Origin of the sequence: Vibrio sp. zbq_1 (genome assembly GCF_043102935.1) — a bacterium.
In the GTDB taxonomy this organism is placed as follows: domain Bacteria; phylum Pseudomonadota; class Gammaproteobacteria; order Enterobacterales; family Vibrionaceae; genus Vibrio; species Vibrio parahaemolyticus.
This window is the reverse complement of the sequence record NZ_JBICJH010000032.1, coordinates 55,058-70,029: the sequence shown is the minus strand read 5'-3', so window position 1 is coordinate 70,029 and position 14,972 is coordinate 55,058. Positions and strand designations below refer to the sequence as shown.

Sequence of the window (14,972 nt, the reverse complement as noted above, 5' to 3'; positions counted from 1 at the left end):
ATTATTCTATAGGAATGTTGCGCTCAGCATTTGATGCTTCTGTTGGGTCTTCTACCGCAAGAATTGGCTCTTGAGGGCCAAGGAAGCGTGGCTGCGTATTCATCACGTAGAGATCCAAAAATGCTTTCACACGAGCAAGCAGTTCACGAATTCGCATCGAAGTTTTTTGTTTGTTCGCCGTTGGGCCTGCGACTGCAAGGCACTGTGCATCAATGTTATACGCATCGGCAATGAACAACGCGCGCTCACAGTGAAAGCGTTGAGTCACTATCAAAAAACGCTCTGAGGCGAAGATCTTTTTTGCTCGCACTATGGAATCCAAAGTCCGAAATCCAGCGTAATCGAGATGGATGACTTCTTCTGGAACTCCGGCTTTAAGCAGATCTCGTTTCATGGTCCATGGCTCATTGTAAGAGCGATGTGCGTTGTCTCCGCTAAGCAAAAACTGTTTCACTTTGCCTTGCTTATAAAGCTCGATCGCTGCATTGATGCGATGAGTGTAATAGGTGTTGAGTGTCTTTCCGATGTATTTACTCGTACCAAGCACCACCGCGACTTCGTGCTGGGGTATTTGGTCGTAATCGATAAAGATATTGTCTTTGGCCTGCAATGCGACCCAGCGGTCGATGGCAACAACAGACAGGAGGAGTCCAAATAAAGAGATCGACAAAATCAAAGCAATTCGCTTCCACGAACACTTAAGCTTCCACTTTGACCTTATACGAGAAAACAGCAAAACGTCTTATACCCTTTAATAAATGTGTATTCCTCATCATATCTGATAGAAACAAAAAGAGAGAAGCCCATTTATGCCAAAATCTGGTTAGGATGATAAAAAACAGCTTAAAAAACAAAAGCCCCTACAGAGTAGGGGCTAATAATTATACAAGTTGTCTCAAGCTTAGAATGCTGTGCGTTTGTAGCGGCGGTAAACTGGCTGCCAGAACGCTTGGTCAATAGCATCGTTTAGCGCTTCGTCTGTGATTTCCAGTGCCACACCTTGCTCGATTGCTTTCTTCGCAACGGCAAAAGCAATCTTCTTCGATACTAGGTGGATTTCTTCCAAAGGCGGTAGAAGTGCACCACGACCATTAATCGCAAGTGGAGAGCATGTAGCCAGCGCTCGGCTTGATTCCATTAGCATTTCATCAGTCACGCGTTTTGCGTTAACCGCTAAAACGCCAAGACCGATACCTGGGAAGATGTAGCTGTTGTTACATTGTGCGATAGGGTAAGTGCGACCTTCGTGAACCACAGGATCAAACGGACTACCCGTTGCCACTAGCGCTTCACCGTTTGTCCAACGGATGATGTCGTTTGGTGTTGCTTCAACACGGCTGGTTGGGTTTGACAGCGGGAAGACAATCGGACGCTTGCAGTGTTTGTGCATCTCTTCGATGACTTCTTGGCTAAATAGGCCAGGAGCACCTGATACACCAATCAGTACCGTTGGTTTCGCGTTACGCATTACATCCAGTAGTGAGAAGCCATTTCCTTCATTTTCCCACTCTTTTGTGTTGCTGTGTTTTTGGACCAAACGCTGTTGGAAATCAAGCAGGTTAGGCATACCTTCTTGTAACAGACCCCAGCGATCGACCATGTAAACTTGAGAGCGTGCTTTCTCGTCAGAAATCCCTTCCGATACCATTTGCGCAATGATCGCTTCTGCGATACCACAACCCGCAGAACCCGCACCTAAGAAAGTGATGCGCTGTTTAGAAAGTTGAGTACCCGCCGCTTTACATGCTGCCAGTAGAGAGCCTACGGTTACTGCTGCCGTACCTTGGATGTCATCGTTGAAACAACAAATACGGTCTTTGTAGCGCTCTAGTAGAGGCATCGCATTTTTCTGCGCGAAGTCTTCAAACTGGATAAGTGCATCCGGCCAACGGCGTTGTACTGCTTGGATGAATTCTTCTACAAATGCATCGTAGTCAGGGCCCGTAATACGAGGATGACGCCAGCCCATGTACATCGGATCAGCAAGACGTTGAGGGTTGTTTGTACCCACATCCAGAACGATAGGCAATGTGTAAGCAGGGCTGATACCACCACATGCGGTGTACAGAGAAAGCTTACCGATAGGAATACCCATACCGCCGATACCTTGGTCACCCAAACCTAGGATTCGTTCGCCATCAGTCACAACAATCACTTTTACGTTGTGGTTGGCTGCGTTGTTTAGCAGGTCATCGATACGATCACGGTTCGGGTAAGAGATAAATAGACCACGACCACGACGGTAAATGTTCGAGAAGTTTTCACACGCAGCACCAACGGTTGGCGTGTAGATGATCGGCATCATCTCAGAAATATGGTTTTGTACTAAACGGTAGAATAGGGTTTCGTTGGTATCTTGGATATTGCGCAGGTAAATGTGCTTATCCATGTCGCTTTCGAAACTCTTGTATTGTTGGTAGGCACGTTCTACCTGTTCTTGAATTGTTTCTGTTGTCTCTGGAAGCAGACCTTCTAAGTTGAATGAACTACGTTCTTCAGCAGAAAAAGCACTGCCTTTGTTCAATAGAGGGGTTGCCATAAGAGCCGGACCCGCATATGGAATATATAGTGGGCGTTTATCGTTGTTCATTGGGTGCCTTAATGTAGGGTTGAAGGATGCGCACGAAATTTTAACGGGTTCACCATTTAGTTGTAAACATGCGTTGACGCACATCAATGTAATGTCGCAAAAAAACTCGTTTACCGACGAAAATATCGTCAATATTTGTTGTAAGAGATACCTAAAGCAGGATTTTTTCACTTGGGTATAATGCTCAGCATTATCACAACAAAATCCATTCTTTATGTTTCAACTGCCTATCGATAGCTTACAAGCTGAATTTGACCAACACGTGAAGCACCACCACCTCGTTGTGGAAGCCGAAACGGGTTCGGGTAAGTCAACACGCCTTCCTCTTTGGGCGGCAAAGCACGGACGTGTTTTGGTCATCGAGCCACGTCGAATTGCTTGTACCTCATTAGCTGAGTTTCTTGCGGAGCAATCTGGTGAGCCGATAGGTAACAAAATTGGTTACGCGATCAAGCTGCATGCGTATTTCGATGAGAACACGGAAGTCGTGTTTGTGACGCCGGGTGTAGCGCTGCGTTGGTTTGCGGAAGACAAACTTGCAAGCTTCGACATCGTGATAGTGGACGAATTTCACGAGCGTCGCTGGGACATTGATCTACTAACCGCAATTTTGAAGCAAGAAAATCAGCATCGATTGATAGTGACATCTGCCACATTAGAGGGCGAAAAACTCGCACATTATCTTAATGCTCATCGTCTTCGCTCAGAAGGGCGCTGTTTTCCTGTCTCGGTGACTCATCGAGTACTAGACAGCCGTCATCTGCCCAATAAAAAAGGGTGTGAAAATGACGTGGTTAAAACAGTAAAAGAAGCCCTTGAAGATGAGGAAGGCGATATCTTGGTGTTTTTACCGGGTCGAAAAGAGATCACTCAGTGCGCGCAGATGTTACAGCACTTGGATGATGTGCTGGTGGTGAAGCTTCATGCTTCGGTCAGTGATGAAGAGCGACATCGAGCTTTAACTGTTCAAGCGCAGCGCAAAGTGGTGCTGGCAACCAATGTCGCGGAAACGTCGCTTACCATTCCTAACATCCGCGTTGTGATTGATAGCGGTTTGGAGCGAAGAACGGTTCAGCGCAACGGACGTACTGCTCTCACATTAGCCAACATTTCAAAAGCCAGTGCAGCACAGCGAATGGGGCGTGCAGGGCGCGTAGCAGAAGGCTCCTGTATCCGTTTATTTGGCGAACATGCTCCATTAGAGTTGGTCACGCCACCGGAGTTGCATCGTGAAGAGCTGGTGGAGCCCATGCTTGCGGCGGCGTGTTGTGGCTATCGTTTATCTGAGTTGCATTTCCTTGATGCAGTTCCAGAAAAGTCATTGAACGCGGCACTTCTGTATTTGCAAGAGATGGGTGCATTAGACGACAACGGTGACGTAACAGAGCACGGCAAAAAAGTTTATCCGCTGCCAATTGACGCGTTATTCGCCGATCTGGTGACTCGTATTCCGACCAAAGCCGAAAAAGAAGCCATGATCGATTTAGCGGCAGCGCTCTCCGTGCCTGCACAGCTGTATCAACTGCAAAGGGGAGAGGCAGCAGAGGCACTAGAGCGAGAAGAACCTTTGGGGTGTGACGCGTCGCTAATGATTCGGTTGGTGCGTGGAGAACAGCTTCCTGCTGTGATTGTTGATACCAGTGTGCTGGAAGAAGCGCAAGGCTTAGCAAAGCAGATGCGGGACGTATTTGAATTGCCTCAATTGGAAGTGGCTTCGCGCTATCGACGAGATCAACTGACTCAAGCGATAGCGGCTTTGCATCCTGAATTGGTGTTTGTGCGCAGAGAGCGTCGCCGAGATGCACTTGGCAATGGTTCGATGGAAATGGTCGTTGGTCGAAACAGTCGTTTTCCGGATAAAAGTGAAGCGGCTTTGGTGCTAGATAGCCACAGCGTACCGGGTAGGGGAGTTAAACAAACGCTCAACCTTGCATCTGTCATGATGCCGATTTCGCTCGACCTCATTAAAACGCTCGAACTGGGAGAATGGCACCAAGGTGATACTCAATACGAAGATGATACTCCGCTAGCAACTATGCACTTAGTGTACGCTGGTCGGACAATATTCACCGAGCATCAAGCGTTACAAGGTGAAGTGGCGATTCAATCTATTGCCGAGATGATCGAACAAGAAATGTTGTTGCCAGGCTTTGCTCCATTACGAAAACAACAAATTCAGCACTGGAAAATCTACAACTCTCTAGGTCTGAATACTGAACTGGTGGATAAGAAAGTCATTGATGAACTTTGTTTTTCTACTTGGCTGACTGAACAACTGGCAACGCTCGGCGTTGAAAGTGTTGATGACATCGAGTTGTTCGAGGCAGATGACCTTCCATTTGAAGGCATTCCCGAGTGGGAATACAACGACTTCGCAGAGCTGTACCCTCTGAAACTTGTGTTAGCTGAGCTTAAGCTTGATGTGGAATATTTTGTGTCTCGCAAGTTGGTTCATGTCATCTACACAGAAGGAAATCGCAAAGGTGACCCTAAACGCTGGGAACTTCCAAGATGGGCTGGGTGGAAAGTTCAGTACAAAAAAGCCAGCCGTGTAGTGGATGTCAAATAAACGAATTTTATCAACGAGTTGGTAGAAATTGAGCTGTGTATCTACGGCTTATTGTAAAATCTTCAGCTAATTATAAAATCCGGAATGAAAATTGCTTTAACCGCTTTTCCCTTGCTGTTTATTGTCGAAGTTATCGATGATAAGGAATGATATTGCCGCTTTATGATTTTGCGGCAAAAGGATAACGATGAAGTATAAAGTAATTCCTCTCTTGTTGTGCCCCGTACTTGCTTACGGAAAAGACATTACCCATATCTCAACCTACGAAGACAACTACGTTCTGGGTACATACACCACAGACATCAACCAAAGCGCCTACAGCGAAATGGGCTCAGAGATGGATTCATTGCAAGATTTTGAAGTGAAGTTTCAGATCTCTGCATCAATTCCATTTTATCGCTTCAGCTCAGGCACTGCTTTGATGGGGGCTTATACTCAAAAGTCCCTATGGCAACTGGCAAACTCTGATATCTCATCGCCATTTAGAGAAACAAACTACAAGCCGCAAGTGTTCTTAGCGCATCAATCGAACATGTTGTTGTTCAATCATGTTGAGGCCGGTTACAAACATGAATCGAACGGTCAATCCAGCAAACTGTCACGCAGTTGGGACCGTCTATATGTCGCTGCCGAGCGTTTTTCTGGCCCAGTCGAGTATGGCGTACATGCATGGTGGGTGATTACCACAGAAAATGACGACATGGAAAATTACTACGCACCTTACGAGTTGTGGGCGAAAGTTTATACCCGTGCGGGCGTGGTCAATACACGCGGTTTTTACAACTTTGCTGATGATAAAGGAGGGGTTGAACTAGGTTACACATTCTATTTCAATGACATTCTTGGTGTATATCTTCAAGGTTACCATGGCTATGGTGAAACGCTGATCGACTATGATCATTCTCAAACCCGTGTTGGGCTTGGTATTAAGCTGGTGAATCTATAAGCTTTTGGTATTGACATCGTCACTTAAGCCCTGTTTTTAGTTTGCTGTTTGAAATATTAATCAATTGAATGCTTATATATGGCGAAGCTGTGCATCACTTGTTACAAAGCTGGTTTTAATATTTCCTTTTGAATGTAATTAAGGGCATAAAAGACTATTCTTTTATATCCCATTGCTATATCAAAATAGTTGAACGATATTTGGTATATCTCATTTTCGAGTGTCGGGGGCAGAGAATGGATCAACAAGGAAAGACATGCATCGAGTTCGACTACACCAGCTTTTTAGGAGCTACAGGAAGTAAGAAATGGACCTTCTTAGAGGCGTTCGCGACCATTGCGCCCATTTTTGGTTTGATGTGGAAGCAGAACATTGCAGAGTTGAGCCGACCGGAAGATCGACTCTGGGATGCGGCATTAAAATCGATGTCTTCACGCCAAAGTGACGAATCGAACTTAGTTCGTTTAACTCAGCTCGCAAAGCATGAAGGGATAAATGAATTACGTGTTGTCATGCCATATTCACTCGACTCAAAGCAGATTGAATATATTGAATCTCGCAGTAAGTTGAAGGTCGATGCGTCGGAGCAAGATGTTCTGAATATCAAGTTTTAAGCGTGGCCTTCTAATCTCACTTATACGCTTAAATAGAATCACCACAAAAGCGACCTCTCTGGGTCGCTTTTTTCGTATCTCAAGTGCTATGCATTCCACCTACTCTGTCTAGCTCATATTATTGATTGGCTTAGTCCCATGCCACTTTTGTTGGAAGTGTGATGAATATAGAGTATTTACACTTAATTTAACAAAAATGTAACTTTTGGAAATGCAATTGTCATAACTAACTTCTAACTTAGTGTTTTTAGGACAAATTACCGACCCAAATCATCGGCGCTGTGAGCTCGAATCAATACTCTTTTGTCTGCGGATAGGGAGATTTTTATTCGTTGCGTTATTTGGGCAAAAATAAAAACACAATAAGAAAGGAAGTCAGTATGTCTTTGTCTCGTCGAGACTTTATGAAAGTTGTCTCTTCAACCGCCGTTGCTACCGGTTTAATCGGTTGTGGCAGCGACGATAATGAATCCGTTGCCGTTAGTTTTGAACATGGTGTTGCCAGTGGCGATCCGACTCAAACACAAGTGATTATTTGGACGCGGGTGACTACAGCCGCGAGTTACGTGGATGTGAGCTGGCAAGTCGCATCCGACATGGAGTTTTCCAATGTTGTGCAAAGTGGCGTATTCACTACCGATACAGGACGTGATTTCACGGTAAAAGTGGACGTACAAAACCTCAACGCCAACTCTCAGTACTACTACCGATTTATAGTCGGCGAGATGATGAGTGAGGTAGGGCAAACTCAAACTCTGCCTGAGGATGGTGTAGAAAAAGCATCGATGGCTGTGGTGTCTTGCGCCAACTATCCAGCGGGTTATTTCCACGTTTATCGCGAGATCTTAAATCAACATGAACAATCGCCATTTGACGTTGTGTTACATCTTGGTGACTACATTTATGAATATGGGGCTGGAGGCTATGCCAGTGAAGATGCCGCTGCATTAGGGCGCGAACCGAGCAAAGGTGCAGAATGTATCACGCTGGACGATTACCGAAAAAGATACGCCCAATATCGTCAAGATGCCGATCTGCAAGCATTACATGCCAAACTGCCCATGATTGCAGTTTGGGATGATCACGAGTTAGCTAATGACACATGGAAAAATGGCGCCGAGAACCATCAGGATGATGAAGGTAGCTTTATCGACCGTCGAGCCGCCGCTGCGGCTGCATGGACTGAGTGGTTGCCAGTTCGTGAGAATACATTCTCAAACATGTTGATTTATCGTCAGTTCTCATTTGGCAGCTTAGTGAATCTCATGATGCTCGATACGCGCCTTGTCGGTCGTGATAAGCCGTTGGATTACTTCTCACTCAGTGCTCCAACAATGGAAGCTATCGGTGGGTTAGTTGCTCAATCACGCAGTGCAGACAGAGAACTGCTAGGCACTGAACAACTTGCTTGGTTGATGAATGAATTCAACACGCACGATGCAAAATGGAACGTTTTAGGCCAACAAGTTTTGATGTCGCGAATGGAGCTACCAAGTTCAGTGATGACGGCGATGTTCCAACTGTTTACGTCAACAGAAGAGAAGAAAACAGAAGCGTTGTTGGCGGTCAATACAGCGATCACGGGTTATCTTGCCGATCCAAGTGCAGATCCCATTTCTCTGCCTTACAACCTCGATGCTTGGGATGGTTACTATGTCGAGCGTGAAAAAGTCTACCAACTGGCCAAAGCAAGTAGTGGCAATTTTGTGTGTTTAGCGGGCGATACTCACAACGCGTGGGCAAGTGAGTTAAAAGATGTGTCAAACAATCCGATAGGGGTCGAGTTTGCGACGAGCTCGGTGAGCTCTCCGGGGTTAGAAGAGTATTTGGCGTTGGATCCGGTGGCGATTGCTCAAATGGAATACACCTTGCCGCATTTAGTCTCCGAGCTGCAATGGGCTGACATCAAACAACGTGGCTTTATGCGAGTGACCTTTACTGCTGAGGCCGCTCAATCAACGTGGTACTTGGTGTCGACCATCAAAGATAAAAAGTATCAGGTGACGACGAAGTCGGCGTCTACGACAAATGGCACAACGTTAGACATTATCTAATCTAAACTGGCGAAAAAAGTAAAAGTCCGCTCATCAAGGCGGACTTTTTTGTTGGCAATTTTCAATCAGCTTTCAGATAGCTAGTCGATCAAACCGTACTCTTTGCTGAGAATTTCGATGATTTCAGCTTTTGGATTTTCGCTTAGCGTAATTGGGTTACCTGTAATTTTCTCGGCGATACCAGTGTAGGTTCTTGAAATATCCATCAAAGATTCAACAGGAAGATCGTTATCGCGTGCAAGAGCTTCGCGCTCTGGCATACGTTCTTTGTTTAATAAGATATCTGGGTCAGGGAAGTGGTTAAGTAGGAACTGACGGAAACCTTCTTTCGAGTTTTCAACGATGTTACCTGCTCGGTACTCCTTTGCATCCCAAATACGAGAAGAATCTGGCGTGCCAACTTCATCCATGTAGATCAGCTTTTCATTACCTGCGGCGTCATGAACATAACCAAATTCGAATTTGGTATCGACAAAGATTTGGTCGATTTCTTCTAACGCTTGGCTGATAACGTTAAAGCCTTCTTTCAACAATTTTTCGTACTGAGCGATATCTTCTGCACTTGAGAAGTTAAACGCTTCATAGTTGTCCACGATATTTTGGCGAGTGATGTTCACATCGTCTGCTTCTGGTACACCAGGAATGCCTTTTAGGATGCCTTTGGTTGACGGCGTCATTAGCAAATCCGGTAGAGCCTTATCTTTTTCTAACCCTTCAGGAAGTTGGATACCACAAAACTCGCGCTCACCATTTGCGTATGCACGCCACATGGAACCAGTGATGTATTTACGGCAGATTGCCTCAATTTTTACCGGTTTTGCTTTTTGAACGATCCAAACAAATGGGTGAGGAATATCTAAGATGTGGCTGTCAGCTAAGCCGTTGTCTTTAAAAAGCTTAAACCAATGATTTGAAATGGCATTCAATGCGGCACCTTTACCCGGTACACCTTTAAGCCCACCTTCACCATGCCAAATACAATCGAAAGCAGAAATACGATCGCTGATCACCATGATGGCCAGGGGCGCATCTGGTGCGACATCGTATCCTTTCTCTTTGATCAGTCGGGCACTGTCTTCTTCAGTTAACCAGTAAACTGAACGAACTTTTCCGCTGTGTACGGGTTTGTGGGTGCGAATTGGCAGGTCGTCATTGACGGCAAGTACTTGATTAGCAAGGCTCATTGCGACATTCCTATCATCTTAATCAAACGTCTTAAGGAGAAGATATTCAGCGGAAAATATCAGCTGAATAAATCGAATGAGGGCATCATACCAGAACTATTTTAACTCGCCAGAGAAAAAGCAAACGTTTGCCTCTTTTCTTTAATACAAAAAATGCCCCCTTAAAAGGAGGCGAGATGCAGGATGGATAACGTCGATCTTGTTAGTGATACTGGTTTACTCTGCCATCGACGAAAAAGACTTCACACTGATAACGCTGAGCGATGTCACGCAACATGGATTGGCTCATAAGAGCAATTTTGTTTGATGCGACAACCGCGCTGGCATTGCCAGACTGAATGGCTTTGATAACGATTTCGACTTCAGAAAGCTGTTGAGACGGCTTCATCTGAATAACGTTTTTGCAGCAAATATTGGAAGCAGTGAGTTGCTCAAAATCAGGACGAGGACACTCAGCGGTAAACAGAATCCATTGTTTTTGCTGTGACAATACTGCCAACTTAGAAAGAAGCTGATCAGACACATCCATTGGTTGAGTGGTTTGTGCCAGTACGTTGTAACGTGAGTATGTACGAGATTGACTTTGTAACTGCATCTTACTGTTCCTTTATACATGCTGTATGTGTATACAGTAGTTTGTTTTGGGTATCTGATCAACCCATTTTTACTGATGAGTACGTGAGATAACGCTCACTGATAGTTGAGCGATTTGCTTAAAGTATTGATTTGTAATGAATTGTCTTTGTTCTTGATATGTTGGGTATGGATTGAAAAGTGTGAAGTTAGCAACATTATCCGAGTGGTATATACAGGTGTTTACTACTGTATATACAGTGGTTTTTGATGGTCGATACAGGTATGAGTCACACGATGAGCGTGTTTACGTCGTGATTATGGGGAAGAGATGTGAATCATAAGCGATCAAAAAAGCGCCCTAAAAGGCGCTTTTGAAAATCAGTTCCATTGATTCTAACCGGATTAGCTCGCTCGTTGTGCCATGCGCTCACGCATTTGCATTTCGCCTTGGTTAAACAGACGAACATCGATCTTCGCCATGTCGTAGCAGGTTTGGCAAGAGTGATGATATTTGCCATCTACATAATCGTGACGAGTAACAAAACTAGGTTTTTTACACCAATCGCAGGTGCCTTCTTCAGTGAACATTGATTTTCTCCCCACCTAGATAAATATGAGTCGTTAGGTGTTATTTTTCGCCGGGCATTATGGCATGAAAAAGAGATTGACGTTAAATGTCTGTTAATTTGTTTGAGAGCGAAATCGATTGCGAACCTTGTTTTACTTAGACTTAAAGCTAGCCATCAAGCGCCCTCTAGTTGTGCTTTACGATTTTGTAACATTTTGTGAGATGATTTTAAACGCCTGGTTCAAACGTTTCATTTCTTCTTCACTTCCACGAGTATCTGGATGATAGAGTTTTGAAAGTTGTCGATAGCGGAGTTTCACTGCTTGGTTATCAGGAATGGTTTGTGGTGTGTAACCAAACATCGCGCAGGCAACCGCAACTTTATGATTGTCGGATTGGCTACGAGTCTTTTTAAACTCTTTGAATACTTTCTCCAGCTGACGCTTCAATTGTTTATTCGTGAACTCTAACTCTTTTACTTTCGCATCAAGTTGCTGAGTTTGGTTTGCCTCTTGGGAAGACAGTGCGGCCAAGGCTCGTTGTTGTTTCCTTAGAGTTACCCATCCACCGAAGCCTGCTAGAGCGATCACCAATCCACCAATAGCCAACCACATAATCGTGCCATTATCAGACGTTACGGTTGATTGTGGAGCGACAGGCAGCTCTTCTTTTGTCGCTTCTTTATCTAATTCCACAATTTCGGAGACTTGCTTTGCACGCAGTTGATTGAAGCGCTCTTCGAGATAATGATTGTAAGCTTCTTCCGCTTGAGGGTTTGTGTCCGAGGCTAATTGGTACCACGCCTCAACGAGATCGCTGGTGGTGATGTCTTTTTGGTGATGCTGAACAAAGTCCGCTAACAAGAACCCGCGGTCGCGAGGGTCATTCAACGCTACAGAGGTAAACCAATACGTTGCCTGTGAGTAATTAACCGCACCGGTCAATCCTCGGGAATAGTCTTCGGCCAGCTGTTTCTGTGCAGGTAAATAGCCTTGGCTTGCGGATTGCTCTAGCCAATAGCGAACATCCGATGGCGAATCTGATTTTGGAGGAAGAGCCAGTTGCTGCGCCAGTTCAAATTGTTCTGCTGGGGATGTTGGTGCTTGAGAAGCAAATGCAGATACAGAAAGACAGCTGCTTAACGTAAAGGATAGGGCGATGGTTTTGAATGACATTGAATGTGTCAGGCCTAGCGTAAGTTGCTAGGCCTGCTCCGGTAATTTTTGTTATTACCGTTATGGTGCTACCAAATTACTTCAGTGGCAAGATCTGGATTTCAACACGGCGGTTGCAAGCTCGACCTTCAGAAGTTTGGTTTGAGCAAATTGGATTGCGCTCACCGTAGCCACGTGCAATTGCACGGCCTGGAGCCACTTTTTGAGACACTAGGAACTGACGAACAGATTCCGCGCGACGCTCAGAAAGCGTTTGGTTGTATGATTCGCTACCAGTGCTGTCTGTGTAGCCATCAATGACTAGGCTTGTATCTGGGTATTCAACCAGAATACGAGCAACACCACGTAGAGTATTGTGGATGCTTGCATCCAGTTGGTATGAGCTTGAAGAGAAGCCAATGCCATTTTCCATGCGAAGTAGAAGTTGGTTTTCACCTACACGCTGTACTTGTACGCCAGAGTTTAGCAACGCACGACGCAGTTCTGCTTCTTGTTGGTCAAAGTAATAACCGACGCCTGCTCCAGTAGCACCGCCTGCCGCCGCACCAATAAGAGCATGTTTACGACGTTCTTTTGCGTTATCACCAGTTGCCAAACCGATCGCTGCACCAGCAATAGCACCAATTAGCGCGCCTTGCGTGGTAGAGTTCGTTTCGTATTCACCCGTTGTTGCATTTTGGCGTTGAGTAGCTTGACAGCCTGTAAGAGCTAGCACTAGTGCCAGTGCAATAGACATCTTTTTCAAGGGAAAATCTCCGTATAAAACTGAGGCGAAAGAGTGCCTCATAATGGGATGCGAATTATGAATCAGTAGATATTGATATTTGTTATGCGAAAGTAAGATTGATAGAAAGCTGTGTAAGAATTTTCTTATAACGCTCAATATCAACCCACTTTTACGTATCTAGTTGAGTATGTTGCGCTTATTTAGAGGTGTTGCCCAACATTTTTCTGGCTTGTTCTCCACCGACACCACGGTTTACAGAGACTTTTCTGCCTTTCTTTAATCCGACTTCGTAGTCTTCCGTCAGATTCTTCATGGCTTCTCTTAATTGCTTTTTGAACGTTTCGCGGTCGATGTTCTGAAACTCTTTATCAATGTAATCATTGATTTTGTTTGCAGACTCTTCATCTGGTGAGATCACAGGTAGCTTTTCAAGTGCGCCTTCTACCCAGCCAGAAACAAAAGAGTTAACGCGACGAGTCACTTCCATTGAAGACGTACCAGAACCTGCAAAGCTATTACGGAACTGGCCGGTGCTTTCATTCAATTCTCGATAGATGATGTCGAAAGCAAAGGCAGCAAAGATAGCGCGATCGGCTTCACCAATAAACTCAACGCGTTTAAGCCCTTTGTGATTCAACAAGACGGCTTCAACACCAAACTTAGTGTTAATGCCACGAATCACGCGCAATAGGGTAGAACTGATGTTGGACGGCAACAAATGAGAAGATTGAGTTTTTCCCATTTTGATAAACTCAATATCGTCTTTGTCCAAACCATATTTGAGCATAAGGCGATGCGCCATCTTGATGGCGTTAGCCGCCTCATTCACGTTGGCGGAGTTACCCAGTTCCAAACACTTGGCGATTTTTTTCAGAGCTTTTTGTTTATCCATCGACAACCAGTAACGAAAGCAGAAAATTTACGAAGTCAGACATATTACCTTTTTTGACATAAAAACGAAATACAAGGCGAGGTGGAAGTGGGTTCTTCCGAGAAAAAATAAGCCCCGCGAGGAGCGAGGCTAGGCGTTTTTAGGTCGTCTTAATTAGGCGAAACGATATTACCTTATCGAGATGACTTCTCTTGGGATGGCGTGGCTGACGGTTACAAACCCAGTTGGCTCAGTAAGTCGTCAGCGTCATCTTTAGAGTTCGAAGATTCCGACTCTTTTTCTGCCATGTTTTTACGCGCGGCTTCTAAGATGTCATCTGGGTTTTCATCTTCTGCAATTTCGAATTCTTCAAGCTGGATGAACTCTGTTTTGTCCATCGCTAGCTCTAAATAGAAAATGTTGTTGTTCGCGGTCGAGAACGTCACACGACGTGCTTGAGGGCGATCCAAATTGGTATCAACTTGCAAAATTACCTGCTTGTTCAGCGCCAGCATCTTCGGTTGGTTTTGCGTGATGTTGGTTTGCAGTTCTTTACGGATTTTATTGGTAAAGTCACCGACCAATTGATTCATGAGTTCACCCAATACGTCTGCAACTTCATCAGAAGTATGGGAGATAGCCAGTTCTTCTTCTGGCATGCCCATGTTACGCATGTAGTTGGTGTAAATCTCTAAAGCGGCTTTTGCAGTAAAGTTAATCACTACAAGTCCGGTAAATCCGCCATCAAATAGGACAAAACAGCCAAAATCTGGTTTGAGGCTGGTCTTGTTGATCTTTTGAACCATTGCGGAGTAATTAACTTGAGAAGAGGTGGCCGAAGTAAGAACGCCAGAAACAGACTGGCAAAGTTTTAGAAGGATATCTTCCGTGGTAACAACTTTATTTTTTTTCATTCTGAAAGCTCATCTAGAAACGCGATTTCTATCCCAATGTAAGGCATCAAGCCTCAAAAAATAAAGCATAAGTTTAATTATTGTATTGAGATTCTGATTTGATCGCCTTTTTAAATGTTGTAAAGTGACGAAATTCAAAGAATATTACTCCTCTCACTTTTTTGCGGCGTCTTGTTGTGCTGAC

The 14,972-nt window shown here is 44.8% G+C and carries 13 protein-coding genes; 4 read left to right on the top strand and 9 right to left on the bottom strand.

Annotated features, from left to right (window positions below):
* Nucleotide 1: 1 nt before the first annotated feature.
* A complete protein-coding gene (locus ACF8CV_RS14505) occupies nt 2–736 on the bottom strand; it encodes a vancomycin high temperature exclusion protein (RefSeq protein WP_005462605.1) in 735 nt (244 codons plus the stop codon).
* Nucleotides 737–901: 165 nt separating this feature from the next.
* Nucleotides 902–2,590 (bottom strand): NAD-dependent malic enzyme, encoded by a 1,689-nt coding sequence (locus ACF8CV_RS14500; RefSeq protein WP_005462599.1) that lies wholly within the window; start codon nt 2,588–2,590, stop codon nt 902–904.
* A 214-nt stretch (nt 2,591–2,804) separates the two neighbouring features.
* On the opposite strand from ACF8CV_RS14500, the gene ACF8CV_RS14495 reads away from it, so the two are divergent.
* The 4 genes from ACF8CV_RS14495 (at nt 2,805) to ACF8CV_RS14480 (ending at nt 8,773) form a co-directional block, all read left to right on the top strand.
* Entirely contained in the window at nt 2,805–5,159 is a 2,355-nt protein-coding gene (locus tag ACF8CV_RS14495; RefSeq protein WP_208871015.1) for a helicase-related protein, read from the top strand.
* A 187-nt stretch (nt 5,160–5,346) separates the two neighbouring features.
* Entirely contained in the window at nt 5,347–6,105 is a 759-nt protein-coding gene (locus ACF8CV_RS14490) for a phospholipase A (RefSeq protein WP_097371773.1), read from the top strand.
* 236 nt (nt 6,106–6,341) lie between these two features.
* Nucleotides 6,342–6,719 carry a hypothetical protein gene (locus tag ACF8CV_RS14485; protein WP_005462601.1) on the top strand — a complete coding sequence of 126 codons (378 nt, stop codon included), beginning with the start codon at nt 6,342–6,344 and terminating at the stop codon, nt 6,717–6,719.
* 380 nt (nt 6,720–7,099) lie between these two features.
* Nucleotides 7,100–8,773, top strand: a complete 1,674-nt coding sequence (locus tag ACF8CV_RS14480; protein WP_138937461.1) for an alkaline phosphatase — start codon at nt 7,100–7,102, stop codon at nt 8,771–8,773.
* Between the two features lie 80 nt (nt 8,774–8,853).
* Here the strand turns inward: ACF8CV_RS14480 and ACF8CV_RS14475 are convergent, their stop codons facing one another.
* From ACF8CV_RS14475 to ACF8CV_RS14445, 7 genes are all read right to left on the bottom strand, one after another.
* Complete coding sequence (locus ACF8CV_RS14475) at nt 8,854–9,957, bottom strand: phosphoribosylaminoimidazolesuccinocarboxamide synthase (RefSeq protein ID WP_138937462.1); 1,104 nt, start codon at nt 9,955–9,957, stop codon at nt 8,854–8,856.
* A gap of 202 nt (nt 9,958–10,159) precedes the next feature.
* Nucleotides 10,160–10,552, bottom strand: a complete 393-nt coding sequence (locus ACF8CV_RS14470) for a SulA-like leucine-rich domain-containing protein (protein WP_138937463.1) — start codon at nt 10,550–10,552, stop codon at nt 10,160–10,162.
* A 383-nt stretch (nt 10,553–10,935) separates the two neighbouring features.
* Entirely contained in the window at nt 10,936–11,121 is a 186-nt protein-coding gene (locus tag ACF8CV_RS14465) for a hypothetical protein (RefSeq protein ID WP_025526771.1), read from the bottom strand.
* A 177-nt stretch (nt 11,122–11,298) separates the two neighbouring features.
* Nucleotides 11,299–12,276, bottom strand: a complete 978-nt coding sequence (locus tag ACF8CV_RS14460; RefSeq protein ID WP_138937464.1) for a J domain-containing protein — start codon at nt 12,274–12,276, stop codon at nt 11,299–11,301.
* Between the two features lie 76 nt (nt 12,277–12,352).
* Nucleotides 12,353–13,012 (bottom strand): OmpA family protein, encoded by a 660-nt coding sequence (locus tag ACF8CV_RS14455; protein WP_005495535.1) that lies wholly within the window; start codon nt 13,010–13,012, stop codon nt 12,353–12,355.
* Between the two features lie 187 nt (nt 13,013–13,199).
* The gene (locus ACF8CV_RS14450; RefSeq protein WP_005462644.1) at nt 13,200–13,895 is read right to left on the bottom strand and encodes a DUF2786 domain-containing protein; all 696 of its coding nucleotides are present in this window, start codon (nt 13,893–13,895) and stop codon (nt 13,200–13,202) included.
* Nucleotides 13,896–14,107: 212 nt separating this feature from the next.
* A complete protein-coding gene (locus tag ACF8CV_RS14445) occupies nt 14,108–14,788 on the bottom strand; it encodes a DUF3334 family protein (RefSeq protein WP_005462648.1) in 681 nt (226 codons plus the stop codon).
* Between the last annotated feature and the right edge of the window lie 184 nt (nt 14,789–14,972).